General features: G+C 37.5%; 19 protein-coding genes and 1 pseudogene. 3 read left to right on the top strand and 17 right to left on the bottom strand.

The window, feature by feature from the left end; all coding sequences use genetic code 11:
* Positions 1–39: 39 nt before the first annotated feature.
* The 5 genes from IGJ39_RS02320 to IGJ39_RS02300 all read right to left on the bottom strand — a co-directional run bounded on the left by IGJ39_RS02320 (position 40) and on the right by IGJ39_RS02300 (position 4929).
* Positions 40–390: a type II toxin-antitoxin system PemK/MazF family toxin gene (locus IGJ39_RS02320; RefSeq protein WP_019722983.1), complete on the bottom strand. Its 351-nt coding sequence runs from the start codon at positions 388–390 to the stop codon at positions 40–42.
* Positions 384–659 (bottom strand): AbrB/MazE/SpoVT family DNA-binding domain-containing protein, encoded by a 276-nt coding sequence (locus IGJ39_RS02315; protein WP_019722984.1) that lies wholly within the window; start codon positions 657–659, stop codon positions 384–386. The genes IGJ39_RS02320 and IGJ39_RS02315 overlap by 7 nt, the downstream gene beginning before the upstream one ends.
* 100 nt (positions 660–759) lie before the next feature.
* Positions 760–1926, bottom strand: coding sequence for an MFS transporter (locus IGJ39_RS02310; RefSeq protein ID WP_029594001.1), 1167 nt, complete (start codon positions 1924–1926; stop codon positions 760–762).
* A 68-nt stretch (positions 1927–1994) separates the two neighbouring features.
* Positions 1995–3326, bottom strand: a complete 1332-nt coding sequence (locus tag IGJ39_RS02305; RefSeq protein ID WP_019722986.1) for a 6-phospho-alpha-glucosidase — start codon at positions 3324–3326, stop codon at positions 1995–1997.
* Positions 3327–3339: 13 nt separating this feature from the next.
* Positions 3340–4929, bottom strand: a complete 1590-nt coding sequence (locus IGJ39_RS02300; RefSeq protein WP_019722987.1) for an alpha-glucoside-specific PTS transporter subunit IIBC — start codon at positions 4927–4929, stop codon at positions 3340–3342.
* Positions 4930–5235: 306 nt separating this feature from the next.
* Here IGJ39_RS02300 and IGJ39_RS02295 point away from each other — a divergent pair, with 306 nt between their 5' ends.
* From IGJ39_RS02295 to IGJ39_RS02285, 3 genes and pseudogenes are all read left to right on the top strand, one after another.
* A complete protein-coding gene (locus IGJ39_RS02295; protein ID WP_141566831.1) occupies positions 5236–5433 on the top strand; it encodes a hypothetical protein in 198 nt (65 codons plus the stop codon).
* A gap of 152 nt (positions 5434–5585) precedes the next feature.
* Positions 5586–5798, top strand: a pseudogene (locus tag IGJ39_RS02290) (MurR/RpiR family transcriptional regulator); the annotation flags it as partial.
* A 48-nt stretch (positions 5799–5846) separates the two neighbouring features.
* The gene (locus IGJ39_RS02285) at positions 5847–6353 is read left to right on the top strand and encodes a MurR/RpiR family transcriptional regulator (RefSeq protein ID WP_023519074.1); all 507 of its coding nucleotides are present in this window, start codon (positions 5847–5849) and stop codon (positions 6351–6353) included.
* A 48-nt stretch (positions 6354–6401) separates the two neighbouring features.
* On the opposite strand, the gene IGJ39_RS02280 is transcribed toward IGJ39_RS02285, so the two are convergent.
* The 12 genes from IGJ39_RS02280 to IGJ39_RS02225 all read right to left on the bottom strand — a co-directional run bounded on the left by IGJ39_RS02280 (position 6402) and on the right by IGJ39_RS02225 (position 15971).
* A complete protein-coding gene (locus tag IGJ39_RS02280) occupies positions 6402–6671 on the bottom strand; it encodes a DUF2087 domain-containing protein (protein WP_019722989.1) in 270 nt (89 codons plus the stop codon).
* Between the two features lie 142 nt (positions 6672–6813).
* Positions 6814–8628, bottom strand: coding sequence for an FtsX-like permease family protein (locus tag IGJ39_RS02275; RefSeq protein WP_019722990.1), 1815 nt, complete (start codon positions 8626–8628; stop codon positions 6814–6816).
* A gap of 14 nt (positions 8629–8642) precedes the next feature.
* Positions 8643–9395 carry an ABC transporter ATP-binding protein gene (locus tag IGJ39_RS02270; RefSeq protein ID WP_019722991.1) on the bottom strand — a complete coding sequence of 251 codons (753 nt, stop codon included), beginning with the start codon at positions 9393–9395 and terminating at the stop codon, positions 8643–8645.
* A complete protein-coding gene (locus IGJ39_RS02265) occupies positions 9388–9765 on the bottom strand; it encodes a YxeA family protein (protein ID WP_019722992.1) in 378 nt (125 codons plus the stop codon). Before IGJ39_RS02265 ends, IGJ39_RS02270 begins: the two co-directional genes overlap by 8 nt.
* A gap of 212 nt (positions 9766–9977) precedes the next feature.
* Positions 9978–10847, bottom strand: a complete 870-nt coding sequence (locus tag IGJ39_RS02260) for an SPFH domain-containing protein (RefSeq protein WP_019722993.1) — start codon at positions 10845–10847, stop codon at positions 9978–9980.
* A 25-nt stretch (positions 10848–10872) separates the two neighbouring features.
* Positions 10873–11364, bottom strand: a complete 492-nt coding sequence (locus tag IGJ39_RS02255; RefSeq protein WP_010736368.1) for a DUF5348 domain-containing protein — start codon at positions 11362–11364, stop codon at positions 10873–10875.
* Between the two features lie 195 nt (positions 11365–11559).
* A complete protein-coding gene (locus IGJ39_RS02250) occupies positions 11560–12423 on the bottom strand; it encodes a DUF4097 family beta strand repeat-containing protein (RefSeq protein ID WP_019722994.1) in 864 nt (287 codons plus the stop codon).
* Positions 12424–12426: 3 nt separating this feature from the next.
* Positions 12427–13041: a DUF1700 domain-containing protein gene (locus IGJ39_RS02245; RefSeq protein WP_019722995.1), complete on the bottom strand. Its 615-nt coding sequence runs from the start codon at positions 13039–13041 to the stop codon at positions 12427–12429.
* Complete coding sequence (locus tag IGJ39_RS02240; protein WP_010736371.1) at positions 13034–13351, bottom strand: PadR family transcriptional regulator; 318 nt, start codon at positions 13349–13351, stop codon at positions 13034–13036. The genes IGJ39_RS02245 and IGJ39_RS02240 overlap by 8 nt, the downstream gene beginning before the upstream one ends.
* Before the next feature lie 360 nt (positions 13352–13711).
* The gene (locus IGJ39_RS02235) at positions 13712–14038 is read right to left on the bottom strand and encodes a hypothetical protein (RefSeq protein ID WP_019722997.1); all 327 of its coding nucleotides are present in this window, start codon (positions 14036–14038) and stop codon (positions 13712–13714) included.
* Between the two features lie 200 nt (positions 14039–14238).
* Complete coding sequence (locus IGJ39_RS02230) at positions 14239–15303, bottom strand: HAMP domain-containing sensor histidine kinase (protein ID WP_019722998.1); 1065 nt, start codon at positions 15301–15303, stop codon at positions 14239–14241.
* Positions 15303–15971: a response regulator transcription factor gene (locus IGJ39_RS02225; RefSeq protein WP_029594002.1), complete on the bottom strand. Its 669-nt coding sequence runs from the start codon at positions 15969–15971 to the stop codon at positions 15303–15305. The genes IGJ39_RS02230 and IGJ39_RS02225 overlap by 1 nt, the downstream gene beginning before the upstream one ends.
* Positions 15972–16074 lie beyond the last annotated feature (103 nt).

The raw sequence follows: 16074 nt of genomic DNA, 5'->3' as shown, positions 1-16074 counted from the left end.
TACTCCACCTAAATAGGCGTTGGAAAGGTGCATTATTGGTTAGAAAAAATATTTGGCAATTTCTGATAACCTTTCTTTCGTTTGAGGATCAATTTGATCAACCACTTGAAGATTACTGCGTTGAGATAAATCGATGCTTCGGATATGTTGACATAATATCGTTCCTTTGATTGTATTCATCACTGTATCAGAAATTGTTTGAAATGCACCGGAGCGTTGATGTTTTTCCTGTAAATATTTTGTTGAACTACTGATGGGCATGACTAAAACGGTATTGAAAATCTTATTATAGTTATTATTGCTAATGATGACACACGGGCGTTTTTTTGCTAGTTCGTTCCCTTTTGTTGGACCCAAATCTATAAAAATAATATCCCCTTGTTTTACCATTCGATTTTCTCCTCACCTACATCCTCTCCAAAATCAACAATTTCTGTATCATAACTCGCGTATTCTTCCGCCACAGCCAATTCATGCTTCCAAAATCCTTCAAAATCCAGATTGTTTTTTTCACTAGTCACTTTAATTTCACCTTCAGGTGTGAATTCAAAAATAACTCTCTGATTCTCTTTCAAGCCTAATTTTTGACGCACACTCTTAGGGACAGTGATTTGATTTTTAGATGTCATTTTAGCTGAGACTTGCACTTTTTTATCCATAAGTATTCCTCTCCTTTATTCGATTATACCAAAAAAGTAAGGAAAAGTAAGGAATTCCCCAATTTTTAGATAAGCCACTGAACGTAGTAGTTTAAGCATGTCAACTATTTCTCTGATACTTCCTGTAGCAGTAATAAAAAAGAAAAGCAAAGATCGGTAGCAGACTAAAAAAGTAAAGTGCTTGGTTCAATGATAACTGTTGGGCCAAGACACCGCCTAGTAATGGAGAAACAAAGGAAGAAAGCCCCATATAAACACTTATAGACAGAAGTTGTCCGGAGGAAAAAACATTTTTAGGGGTAATCTCACTGATGATCATTCGACTACCGATAGTAAAAGCTGGTACAGTGAAAAACTGCAAGAAACTGGCAGCAAGCAATACTAGCGGCGTTCGTGAAGTTGCATAAATCAAAAATTGCAGGACCAAAAAGAAACCAGAAATAAAAAGCAATCGCTCATTTTTCCATTTTGTTACCGAATGATTCAATAAAAGATACGCTGGAATTTCACAGAAACCTTGAATCGCCCACTTTAATCCTACGAACGTATTTCCACTATCCATTAAGAGTAACTTGTCAATCACGATCGTATTATTGGCGACGATCGTTAAATATAAAAGAAAAAATAGGAACGTATAACATAAAAACTCCCCATTCTTGCACAGCTGATACATATCCGAAAGATTAAATCCCTCATTTTTTTGTTCTTTAGGTTCCTTTGTATCGTGAGGTGTTTGAGGCACTGTTTTTGCGATGTACAAATAACTGATTAGAAAAAAGAGAAAAGGAACGAGCAGCCACTGATAATTATTATTAAAAATGAATACCGGAATACATACACTCATCACACTCCAACCTAAAGAACCTATTGCTTTGATCGACGCAAGGTTGTTTCGCATCTCTGACTCTGATAACACCCAATTATCTAGGACGGTTGCTCCTGTATTGGATAGCCCTCCCGCAATAGCCAGTAAGATCAGATGTACCAGCCAGATGTCTTTTCCTATCAAATAAAAACTGATCGCAAAGCATACGAATAGTACAGAAACTACCATGGCAACTTTTTTTATCTGCTTGCTTCGGTCAGAATAATAGCCAATAAAGATCTGGAAGATCATCGTGGTCACACTGTAAGAAGCCAAAAACCAGCCTCTCTGGACCGCATCATAGCCTTGTTCGGTCAAAAACGGCACGATCTGTGTCATCAAAGTAGCCATCAACGCATACTGAAAAAAATAGACGAGTTGAAATTTATTCTTTACTGCCATATCTACTTTCAAAATGATCGGCTGAAGGATCTCCTCCAGCCGACCCCTTTCATTTTTATAAGTAATACCTAGTGAAGCTCCGGCCAATAAGGAGCATTGACTTCAAGCATTTCATCAAGGATCTCCTTCGCTACTTTTGCACTAGGTACCGTTTTGTTCATGATGAAGGCTTGCCATAATTTTTGATATGATTTTTGTTCCCAAGCATCGACTGCTAACTTCTCAGATGCAATTTGCTGTTCCATTAAACCTTTTTGGAAAGTAGGGATCTCACCAATCGATAGTACTTCATAACCGTCTTTCCCTACGATACAAGGCAATTCGACCATCGCATCGTGATTGAAATTAGAGATGGCACCATTATTCTCAACGATCAGGATCATGCGCTCTTTCGTATTGAATGTCAACGCGCAAGCTAGATCTGTAATAAATGAGGCATGCTCATTAGAGACAAAAAGCGTGTCTTTGGCTGTTTGGTTATTAATAATCCGCTGGCATTCTTCAAAAACGATTTTCTCCCGTCCATCAATGATTTCATTCGCTCTTGTATACTGTTTATCAGCATGAGCAACTGTTTCATCAGCCATCAAATAATATTTTAAATACGTATTGGATAAAAAGGTCGGCTCAATTTCATGTAACTCTTTGGCTGCTAGCATGGTTTCCAACCAGCTTTTTTCTTTGTGTTGGCCTTGTTGTGTTTGTTCTGTATAGCCATATTTTTTTACATGGGCGCTTATTTTCGGCAGCAAGTCATTGCCGTCATGGTCTTTGATGCTTGTCCACCACCCAAAGTGATTCAAGCCAAAATAAGACGTTTCAAAATCTTTTCGATCCCGTAGCCCAATCACTCGAGCCATGATATCTTCTAAACAAACGGGCATGTCACAAATATTGATGATTTTTGAATTGGGGCGAAACCTTCTTGTTGCTTCTGCGACCACTGCTGCTGGATTAGAATAATTCAATAACCAAGCATCCGGTGAATACTTTTCCATATAGTCGACTAGTTCTAAGACTGGCCCGATCGAGCGCAACCCATATGCAAGTCCCCCTGGTCCGCATGTTTCTTGACCTACAACATTATGCTTAAATGGAATTTTTTCATCTTGTTCCCTCATGGCATATTTTCCAACTCTTAGTTGTGCCATGACGATATCAACATCTGTGAATGCCTCTTTGGGATCTGTTGAATAATCAAATTCGATTTCTGGCGCTCGTTCTGCGAGGATGATCGCGCATGCTTTTGCTATAACTGCTTGCCTTTGTTCATCATTATCATAAAATTTGATTTTTCTGACTGGAAATCGTTCTCGGTCTTCTATTAACATCATCACTAATGAAGGTGTATATGTACTCCCTCCACCGGCGATCAAGATTGAACTTTTTTTCTTATTCATAATTATCCTCCTCTTATTTTACGATCAATTCTTCAAATGATTCTCTCACTCTTGGAACAGTTAACCCAACAATGATTTGGATACCACCATTGCCTGGATTGACAAGTCCTGCGGCCCCAGCTTCCTGAAAATCAATAGGACTGGCTACTTTACTTGTATCTTTCACGGTAAGTCGTAACCGTGTGGCACAATTCGTCACATCCAGTACATTCTCTTTTCCACCTACTAACACTAGATAGGCTTGTGCTTGTCTAGCATGTTTAGGTAGGTTTTTCTCTTGTTCACCTTGCTGTGTCTTCTTTTTGTTTTCGTAATCAGCTTTTGAATAAAGTTGTATCTCTGATACATCCTCTTCACGTCCTGGAGTTTTTAAATTGAATTTTTTGATCATGAAGGTAAATACTAAGAACCAGATCGCAGTAAATGTAAGTCCGATCATGATTTGGGTGAGGTAGGTCGAACCATGAAAATTCCAAAGAGGCAACCAATTTAATCCTAACCAATTGATCAATCCACCACCAAAATCACCAACGACGCCAAAAGCGTAAGAAACTGTAGCAATGGACGCATCTAATAGCGCATGGACACCCCATAAAGCTGGAGCAACAAATAAGAACGTAAACTCAATAGGTTCAGTGATTCCTGTCAAAATCGCAGTTAAGGCAGCTGGGGCGATCAATGCAATGACTTTCTTCTTTTTCTCTGGACGAGCGGCTTGAATAATGGCTAAGCTTAAGCCGGCTGTTCCAAATACTTTTGACATGCCTGATAAAGAAAAACCCCCAAAAGGATAAAGTTCTTTAAGCGAAAGTGCACTTGTTTGGAATTCGCCGATATTTGATGCCCAATAAGCAGCCATCCCTCCTTCAACTACCGCACTATCATAAGCAAATGGGGCGTACACAAAATGATGTAAGCCAGTTGGAATAAGGATTTTCTGCAAAAATTGATAGATGAATACACCAAAATTTCCTGAATTGATAAAAAAACCTTGCATGCTTCTCATTCCTTCTTGGATGATTGGCCATACGACACACATCAAAAGTGCTAGAGGAATCATGACAAAAAAAGCGATCATCGTAACGAAAACAGAACCACTAAAAATCGTCAACATCTCTGGTAATTCTTTTTCATAAAAGCGATTATGCAAATAAACCACGATACCTGAGATCAACAATGCTCCGATCATGCCCGTATCTAAAGTAATGATTCCAGCAATCGATGTTAACCCAGAACCAACGGCTGTTCCTTGAGATAGATCCACAGCGAAAGAATTTGGCCATAACGTTAAAATTGCATTGACGAAATAATTGAAAGCAATATAGGTCACTAATGCTTCCATCGTTGCTCGAGCTGCATATTTTTTAGCTAAACTGATTGGTAATCCGACCACAAATAAAAGTGGTAATTGAAAAAATGGTGTCCAGCCACCGGCTGCTACAACATTCCAGAACTTATACCAGAGTGTATCAGGCGCAGCAATATCTCCCATGATCGTTTGATTGGAAAGAAGTAAAGAAAAACCAATAACGATACCAAAAAAAGAAAATAGCATGACAGGTGCTAACATTGCTCCACCAAATCTTTGAATTTTTTTCATCATAGTTTTTTAGTCCTTCATATTTTTTAGTAAGCGCTTTACTGATTCTTAGTTTACTATTAAAATGGATTCCTGAAACACTTTAAGATGATTTAAAAACTCCTCACAGGAAAAAGGTTTTTGTCACAAAATTTGTGAATCGTCACATCCTATCTTCGAGAATAAAACAGGAGGTCAGGTAGTAGTTAATCAAATAAACGGTACATGAAGGCGTATCTTAATAGTGAGGTGAGAACAAGAAGGACACACGCAATTGGAAAATCCTCCAAGTAAGCAAAGGGTGAGTGAAGGCAGTCGATCAACCAAAAATTGACTGATAAAGAATTGGTTATTGAGTTAGGTAACAAAGATTTAGCAGTTGTATCACCTTGCAAGGCCTATGAAAATAGCAATAAAACTAACAAGATTGAGAAACGTTTCCGTCGATTACAGCGTGAACTCTCTCAAAAATATCAAATGAAAAAGGGGGAAACTGATTTGTCAAAACCTGTAATATCTATAAATTAGAATCGAACATTCAATCGATCCATCAAAAAAATAACCACTATTCGTCAGATCCATATTCACAGATGACCAAACAAGCGTAGTAGAAACATGGTTCTGAAAACTTTAATGGTGAGTTCTAACGATTTATAGATTTTTGGCAATGATGAAAAAAGATGTTACAAGACCGAATTACGACGTTTCAGTCAAGGTTGACTGAAAATGATTTTCTTATCTGGTCCTATATCACAAATCACAAAAAAAATTCTTTAACAATGTCTATTAACGAACTGGCGAAACAATGCAACGTTTCTCGCACAACAATCATGCGGTTTTGCCAAAAATTAGGGTTTGATGGTTTCTCAGAATTCAAATATCATCTAAAAAATGAACTTACACAGGAAAATGTGCGTCTATCCGAGTTTGAGGAGGAAATCTTGGAAAATCATATCCAAACAATTGAGAACCTCAAGAAAAAAGATTTCACTGATCTATGTACAATGATGGCTAATGCGAATCGGATTTTCATCTATGGATCAGGTGATATACAAACACTAGTTTCAAGTTATATGAAATTGCTTTTCGTACACAACGGATTGATACTCTATGACTTCGGTGCAGTTTCCATCAACAAGCAGTTTTACCAAATCATTCAGCCAGAAGACTTAGTCCTGTTGATCACGCTAAATGGTGAGTCTCCTGAAGTCGTCAAATTAGCGAAGCAACTGAAGCAACGAAATATCCAGACAATTGGTATCACAAAACTTAGGAACTCAACTGTCTCAAAACTTTGTGATGAAACGATTTTCTTCTTGAATCCAGAACTACAAGATCAAGAAGATATCCTTACACCTTTTGAAACAACTTCAACGCTTTTTTTCGTGATCGAATATTTTTTGTTGAAATATGATGCTTGGCAAAAACAAACAAATAAAAGTTCCTAAAAAACGCATCTCTTTCGTGCCAATTTGGTTTTTAAAGAGATGCGCTTTTTATGTATTGGGTTCTGTCTCTCTCACTGCCTTTTTATAGATCGAACCGTCCTTTTCTCGATCTAGATAATGATAATCCACTAGGTAGCGACGTAATATCGCATGATCCGGATAAATACTTTTTAGAATTGCGTTGACCTCCTTCTCTAAGTAATCTTTATCAAATTCAAACTTTGAATAAAGATGATCAAAGATCAAACGTTTATTTTTTTCTTTTCTAGGGATTTGTTGCAGTTGCCCATCTTTGAAAAATCTAGCCAGTTCACTCATAATCAATAGCCTCCCATCGAATTCAATGTTCTTTCTACTATTTTATCATGTTTCTCTAAATTTTACCGAAGACAACAGAAAAAACGAGAAGGAGGTTCTTCTACAAACCATCTTCTCGCTTTTTTTCAATCTAAATTCATTCTTATTCTTTTTTGTTCAAAACAATGCCTGTATACAACCAAGTAGTTACAACATAGTAGATGAAGTAGAGAACAAAGAATATTGTAAATGGTATCCATAAGTTGTGATATGGATCATCCATCAAAACAGTAAACATTTGAAGTCCAAATAATACATGGATGGCTCCTAGAATCCCTGGTGCTAAGAAGAGAATACCGATTTCTCGACGAATCGATTGTTTTAACAATGCTTGACGAGCACCGATCTTACCGAGCATCTCGTAACGAACGACATCACTCTTGCTACCTGAGAGGATCTTGAACATCAAGCAACTTGCTAACATTGTCAAGAAGGCGATCCCTAAGAAGAAGCCCATGAATTCAAAGCCTGAGAACATACCGTTGATCATTTGGTACGCATCATATTTTTGCGTGAAACTAAACATTCCATCTTTTAATGATTCATTATTTTTATTGTTTTCTGCTACCAGATCACCAATTTGTTCAATACTCTCATGGAAATCTTTTGCTTGGATCAGTTGCATACTGGTTTGTGGAAGATTTAATTGAGCAAATTCTTCTGCTGGCAGTAATTTGATTTCTTTTTCTCGTTGTTCTGGCAATTCGTAATAGCGCAACTCATCTTGATAGTTTAAGTTTGTCGCTAATTCTTCTGCGGTTACTTTTTTCGTTTTGACGTTTCTTTCACCAGTGTTAGGTGTTTGATTTTCCATGATCAAAAATGGATTTTGTTCAAACTCACTATAGTTATAGTACACTGTTTTTTCGTCTTCTTTTTGTTGATAGACCGCGTTGATCGTTGGTGAAAGTTTCGCCACTTTAGATTGATCGATCAATTCTGATTGATTCAATACTAGATCATAGTTCGATACTTCATTCGTCAACTGAGTGATCTGGTTTTTAAAGCCTAGACCGACTGTTAATGCACCTAAAGCTAATGCGAGTAACATCGCAACCATTGAAAGCATTTGTGTGTATTCACGAATACGGAAGCTTAACTGTGATAACGTAAAGTTGTTCAGTTTTTTCATCGAAAGATTTTCTGTTTTCTTCAATAGTTTAAGGAAGAAAATGATGACCGAATGGAAAATAAAGTACGTTCCTAAAACGATTGTAACTAACGCGACGGCGATTCCCATCAACTGATAGGTTCCGATATTTGCCATCATATAATAACCGACACCGATAAAAATGATTCCTAAAACTACTTCAAGGAAAAACAAGAATTTGTGTTGTTTCATCTGCGCAGGTGTTTGATCCGCACGTAGTAAAGTCAAAATTGGTTTTTTGACAATCGAGAATGCATTGACAAACGCTGCTAATAAGAATAGTACGATGAAAAACAGCAAAGTAATCAATAATCCATTCATATTGAACGGTGTAAAATGAGTGATTTTAATATTTAACTGGGCAACTAATAGTCGATGGACAACGCTTGTTAAACCAATACCTAGCGCTGAACCAACCAAAGTAGCGACTGTTCCTACTATCAAGGTCTCAGAGAAAATCATTTGAGCAATTTTCCGGCCTTTTGCTCCTAGCATCATAAACATCGCATAATCTTTTTGTCGCATCGTCATCAAAAATGAGTTGGCATAAAGAATGTAAACAAATGTGATGATCCCCAATAATACCGACCCAAAGCGAAAGATAAAGACTGTCATCGCTAAAGTGGAATTATTGTTCAAAAAATCGGTGTTGCTGGCCATTGACTCGAACATATAAAAGATGGCTGAAGCCATGACTAAACCGGAAAATAGAACAATATAGTCTCTTAACCGACTCTTGATCCCAGTAAGTGATAATTTCCAAAGCATGTTCAGTTTCCCCCTTACTGTTCTAGATTACCTAGAATCGTTAATATTTGACGATAAAAGTCTGAACGGCTTTGTTCTCCGCGTTTAACTTCCTGATGGATCACGCCATCTTTAATAAATAAGATTCGTTGACAGTAACTTGCTGAAAAAGCATCATGTGTCACCAATAAAATGGAGACATTATCTTTCGTATTTAGCTCCTCCATCGTGTCTAAAAGATCTTTCGCACTTTTTGAATCCAATGCGCCTGTTGGTTCATCACCTAGAAGAATCGTTGGTTGAGTCACCAATGCACGCGCAGCTGCTACCCGTTGTTTTTGTCCACCAGAGATTTTTGCGGGGTAGCTGTCTAATATGTGACTGATTGATAAGCGTTCAGCCACCGCATTGACTTTTTTCTTGATTTCTTTTGGTTTCACGCCTTGTAAAGAAAGCGGAACTGCAATGTTTTCTTGTGCAGTCAAGTTCTCTAAAAGATTGAAATCTTGGAAGATAAAGCCGATTTCTTTTGCTCGAAAATCGGCTAACTGATTTCCTTTCAACTTCGTGACATCTGCTTGGTTGATATGGATCGTGCCACTTGTTGGTTTATCTAATGTTGATAAGATATTCAATAAGGTTGATTTACCTGATCCAGAAGCCCCCATGATACCAATGAATTCGCCTTTTTCCACACTAAAACTGATACCGTTCAATGCTTGTGTCTGTTTCTCATTACTTTTTCCGTAAACTTTTGTTACGTTCTTGATTTCTACGATTTTATCCATTATTGACCGTTCCTTTACTTAATTTTTCTTGTGCTGCTGATGGAATGTCTTTTGCCTGTACTTCCTCATAAGACGTCACGCCTTTATTTTTATTCCAAGTCACTTTCAAAAATGCATCTTTTCTTAATGGTCGCTCTTGAAAACCATTGAAGTCCATTGTTTTTTCTTTACCTTCTTTATTAAACCCAGGTAGTTCATAACGATAACTGATGATTTCTTGTCCACCGTCAGCGTGATCCACCTGTTTCTCACCATCCGTTGTGATTTGAACATAGTAGCTTTCGCCACCCATGATCAAATGATCTGCTAAACGGTAGCCACCAAAAGCGATGATGATAAATGCTCCCAACCCAATCAATAATTTTTTCATTGTGACTCCTTCTTTCCTGTTCTGATAAATTAAGTATAGTCAAGTATCCGTGAAAATTCCTTTCTTTTTACTATCAAAACTCTTTCATTATTGTCATATGTCCCATAAAAAAAAGAATCTGGAGGTGTAAGCCACTCCAAATTCCTTTTTATTGATTCAAACCGATATTCGTTGGAGAAAGCATTCCACTGACGAATGCTTTCCTCATTCAGCTATTTTTCTTTGTTATTACCTGTATTGATCACTGGTTGTGTGCCTTTATCAGTAATGATCGATACAAGTAGATTGTTGATCAACTGGATCTTTCGATCATCGGTAAAGGTGATATCCTGACCTGCTTCGATTTGTTCCAGAGCCATTTGTGTCATCGTCACTGCGCCTTCAACAATGGTTTGACGGGCAGATAAAATGGCTTTGGCTTGTTGCCGTTGTAACATCGCGCTGGCAATTTCTGTTGCATAAGCCAAGTGATTCAATCTCGTCTCTAAAACTTCGACCCCCGCCACCGATAAACGTTCTTGTAATTCCTTTGCCAATTCATCTGAAATCGCAGTGGTATTTCCACGTAAAGTAAGATCATCCTCGTTGAATGTATCATATGGATATTGACTGGCGATATGACGAATGGCGGTTTCACTTTGGATTTCAACAAATTGATGATAGTTTGCTACATCAAAAAGCGCCTTAGCTGTATCTACTACTTTAAAAACGACGACAGCGGAAATCTCGATTGGATTTCCATCTAAGTCATTGACCTTCAACAGTGAACTATTGAAGTTTCGAACTTTTAACGACAAGTTGATTTTTTGTGCAAAAGGAATCGTTAAGAAAAAACCGCTCTCACGAATCGTTCCGATGTATTGCCCAAAAAAGACGATGGCCTTTGCTTGGTTGGGGCTGACTACTGTCAGTCCGCTGATTGCTAAGAAAACGAGCAACCACAAGAAAATCCCAACAACTGAAAATCCAACTAAAAATCGAGCAACCCCTATGAAAAATAGTAAGATTCCTACGACAAACATTAGAAGAATAATAAATAGCCCTATATAGCCATTGATAGTGAAAGCCTTTTTTTCTTTCATTTACTCACTCCTAATTTTTTTGGTTCTATTCTGTTTTTTTACGAATCCTTGCCATGGCTCCTTCTAGTTCCAATTCTTTGTCTTCCGTGATATACCAACCGTTTTCGTGTACGCCACCTGATGCTTCTGGCAAATATTCTAATCGTGTACGGACCCACTGTTTTGTTTCAGTAAAATAGTCTTCCACTAAGATCTCTAGGTCCATACCGGCGGATAATTCAAGATTCTCACGAACCGACTTGAAGACAAATCGCTCACTTGTTTGATCGTATTTTAAAATACCCGTATCGATGATTGGCAGTGAATAATAATCTAATTCTTTTTTCACTTTCAATAGATGTTTGAACATTTCGTTGTACACTTGTTCAAGTTGTCGACCTTCGGAATTATTTGGATATTGGATCGTTACCCTTTCTTTATCTGTATCATAATACTTGGTACTCAGTTCTGTTAAAAAATGATGCAATTTCCCTAATTCACTTTTCAATTCTTCCCGCTTGATTTCCTCTGTTTTCATTCAATATTCACCCTATTTTCCCCATATATGTACGTTTTTCCCTTTCCTTATTCTACTATATTATTGAATGATAGGCGATGATATTTCATGTAAAATAAATAAAAAAGCGTATAATTCCTTATTCCATAAAGAATTATACGCTTCTTCAACTATTTATTCGTTATTTAGAAAAAGACAGTCTTGACTGTTCAACGATTAATCATACTCGCCGTAATCTTCATCATCCATCGGAGGCTCTTCATAATCTTCATTCGTCAAGTTCACTTGACTATTATGGCCAGTCACTTTGAGCTCTTTATTTCCTCGGTTGTAAGTCTTCGTTGTTAGTGGTTCATAATTTTTGGTAATGTAAGAATCACCATCTAGTATGACAGCCAATCCTTGATCTTCATTATCATAGAAATCAATACTACTATTTTGAAGGATAACTTCACCTTTTATTGCTGATTCATTATCATTAAAATAGATGCTACCATCACTTACTTCTAGTTTTACTTGTTTCATGGACAGTTCATTCAAATTGATCGAACCCATCTGACTCTCTGCAGTAAGAGCTTCTCCTGTTACTTCATTGATCGATGTCCAAGTGTTTGCTGTATTCAAATTGATTTTCTTACTACTGAATTCGTCTAACAATAATTCATTGTTTCTACCTTCAACCACTAGTTCTTTTAAGGTTACACCTCTAGGAATCGTGATTTTCAACATCGAACGTGTGTCTGTCACGTTTATCATCGCTGCTGGCGTTTGACCGTCAGCTGAGATATCCAATGTTTTATCTTCCAGATTGATCTTTGGTTTTTGCGTTTTATCATAAGACGCTTCAACCCCAAAGTTCACGCCTCGTTGGATCACGATATTTTGATGATCTGCTCGGACAACGATTTTTTCGATGTTTTCGGAAGAAAAATCTTTTGTTTCACGAGACATTTCTATGATTCTTGGTCCGCCTTCCCAAGTCAAACTCGTTTGAGCGCCAGAAACATAACTTAATCCTGCCATCAAGCCACCAACGACCATTAGTCCTAACCCTGCGCCTAAGATATACTTTAATTTCATTTTTTACACCCCACTATTCGTCGTATGGATCGCTCGTTTCGTAATAAACCGGCGTCCTACCCATTTGACAAAGTTCATCATCATTTGGAATAACCATTTAGTTCCTTTTAACAGTAATGGTGCAAAGAAGACAGCACCTCCTGTGGCAAGTAACCCTAGTCCTACAAAGAACAGCCCACTAGCAATCGATTGTTGCAAGACAGCAACACCTGAAATGATCGAAAATAAACCTACTCCTAAAATACTGATACATACGACATAGATTCCAATGATCACGCCAATTAAGCCAATCAGAATACCAAAAATCGCTAGAATAAACGCTAATGCTAAAGGAATCAATAAAGGTGATGCACACAACCCTATGACGATCATCCAAATCAAACGGATTTTCCGTTTAGGACTTTGGCTGTATTCTGATTCATCGTCGTCTTGTTCCGAGTAATAATTGATTTTCAGTTTCAGGGCAAATTGCTTTGGTGAGCCATATTCATCCACGACTTCTTCTACTGTTTTGCCAGAATCCAAGAAGTATTCTTCATAATACTGAATAATATCAAAGCGATCATCTTCAGGTATTTCTTGAAGTTCGTCCAACACATCATCTAAATATTCATTCATTCGTATTCTCCTCCAGTAATCGGTTTAAGGAATCTCGAAACACGATCCATTTATCAATGATTTCTTCTAAATGTTGACGTCCTTTCGGAGTTAAGCGGTAATATCGGCGATTTCTACCTTCGAATGGTTCGTCGTATGTTTCTAAGTATTCTTCTTTTTTTAATCTGCGTAAAACAGGATACATCGTTGATTCACTGACAGATAAACTTTCTTGGACGATCTTCGTTAATGCGTAACCGTACATGTCTTCTCTGCTTAAAGCTGCTAAAACCGTACCATCGAGTAAAACTGTTGGGACTTGGATATGCATTACTTCACCTTCTTTATAGTTTGCAATATTTTATATTTGATAATATTATATCACGTATAATATTGTTTGCAAGTAAAATTAACAATCATACCCACTAATTACTTCAATATTCGCGAAAACCACGCTAATTATCATTAAAATTCAGCTTACAAAAAAGGAACAAAGACCGTAATGATTTCTGGTCTTTGTTCCTTTTGAATACTTTCTTATTATCCTCTTACCTACAACAAAGCAAACACGATAAAACTTAGCGTAAAACCTAGAAAAACGGCAAGAGAGAAACGGATCAATTCTTTTTTATTCCTACTCAACCACGTTTCATTCATCTTTTGCTACACTCCATTCTAAAATAGTCAGTTGCTAATTTGGATAAACAGAGGTGACATGATTGTATTGCTGTGCATGTTTATTGGCAGCAGAAACTGCTGTTCCAGGGAATAGATGCCACTTACTATGATAGCCACAGGTATGGCATTTCCAATAATAACCGATGCCACGATCGGTTTGTTTTTCATCCTCTGCACTTGCATTTGCCTCAAGTGTGCTTAAGACCGAATCCTGTTTCAATAATGCCACGGGAGTATCATGAGAATGAGTTGTTTCCTCTGCAATGACTATGGGATTGGCTCCGCTCAGTCCAATACTTAACGTCAAAAGTCCGAGCAATAAACCGACTTTTTTTTTCAATTCCTATCATTCCTCCAATAACGGTTATTAGAAAAATATACGAATGCTCACTTATGTACGACTTGTCTTCGTACACTTTTCCAAGTATATATTACTTGAAAAATACACCTTAGAACGATTAAATCAGAAGTGGCGTTTTTTTCTTTGTTTTTGTTGGTTTATTGCTCCTATAGATCATTAACTGTTCACTTCTCTGGATCTTATTCCATCGGAGAATTTGGTTGCGTGTTTTCTTTGTCTAATTGAATGATGACAGTCGTACCTACTTTTGGGATACTGTTATAACTGATTTTTCCATGATGCAATTCAACGATTTTTTTGACTAGTGATAAGCCCAGCCCGTTCCCAGAAAATTGACGACTGGATTCCCCTTGATAAAATTTCTCAAAGAGTCGTGCTTGTGTTTCTTGATCCATTCCCACGCCAGAATCTGTCACTTCAACGATTACTTGAGTGGCATTTTGTGTTAGGCGAATCTTGATTTTCCCTTGTGGTTGATTGTACTTGATGGCATTGTCCATGAGATTCAGCCAGACTTGATATAGAAATTCTTCATTACCGACAAAGTTGACACTTTCCAGATCGATCTCCAGTTGAAGGTGTTCTTGCTCCCATTTAGGTTGTAAAAAAACAATCACTTCACGAATCTGTTCATCTAAACGAAACGGGCGCTTTTCTAATTTAATTCGCTGATTTTCTAATTTATTCAATTTCAGTGTGTTCTCTGTCAATTGCGAAAGCTGAGTGATGCTCTCAATGATTCGTTGCAAGAAAACTTGCTTTTCTTCTTCTGAAATGTTAGGCGCCTGCAATAACTGGACGTATCCTTGGATCGTGGCAAGAGGCGTCTTAAATTCATGAGAAACATTGGAAACAAAGTCATTTCGTAACGTTTCGATACTACTCAATTCTTGGACCATCACGTTGAAATCTTTATATAGTTGCTGTACCTCTTCGACTTTTTGTTGCTCATCCATCCGAATCGAAAAATCACCCGTTGCTACTTTGCTCATATTGGTTCGTAAATCACTGATTGGCAGTAAGATCCGCCGACCGACAAAGATCGAGATCCCTGTGCCCACCATCATACTAAATCCTGCAAAAACGACTAAAGGAAACCATGTCGCTTGTTGCTCTGAAGCAGGGACTGTTTTGTGTGACAGCAAGAAAATAAAACCTAAGAAACACAACAAAGTAACTAAAATGGAAATAAACACAATGCAGGCGAAATAAATCCATAATTGTGAAAAGATTTTTTTACGCATTAAATCACCGCCTTATAGCCTAAGCCACGAACTGTTATGATCTGAAAATCATCATTTTCAATAAAACGCGTGCGTAATCGTTTGATATGCACATCGATCGTCCGTTCTTCCGTATTCGTATCCAAGCCCCAAATATCATCCATCAACTGTTGGCGGGTAAAAATTTTATTCGGGTAAGAAAGCAATTTGTATAACAATTGAAATTCTTTTTGCGGAAGTAAGGTTGCTCGATCTTGTTCAATCACTTCATACGTTTCTTGGTTCAAGCTAGTTTGTCCAATGTTCAATTGATGGCTATGATTGATTTTCGCTCGCCGTAACAAGGCCTCTACCCGCAACACCATTTCATTGACATCTACTGGTTTCGTCATATAGTCATCCGTTCCCAGTTGAAATCCCTTCTTTTTATCTTCAAAATCTGCTTTCGCTGTGATGATCAACACAGGTGTTTCTACGCGACTGCTTCGTAAAGTTTCCAACAGTTCATACCCATCCATCACAGGCATCATAATATCTGTGATGATCACCTCCACTTGAGTACTCTCTAATTGCTTCAAAGCTTCGGTCCCATTTGCGACTGCGAAAACCAAAAAACCAGCGCGTTCTAAAACGGATTGATAAAGTTGTTGCAAACGCTCATCATCTTCTACTAGTAATATTCGATTCATCATTTCTCCTCATTTAATTATTTGAAAAATTTCAGTTTTTTTTCTGATTGTTCATATTCAGTTAACATTCATTCATTATACTACGTTCGTTGTTCTGTTATAC

This window comes from Enterococcus sp. AZ140, from assembly GCF_051714405.1.
GTDB lineage: Bacteria > Bacillota > Bacilli > Lactobacillales > Enterococcaceae > Enterococcus_B > Enterococcus_B pernyi.
The sequence above is the reverse complement of the archived record's forward strand: the minus strand, read 5'-3'. Positions and strand labels throughout refer to the sequence as shown.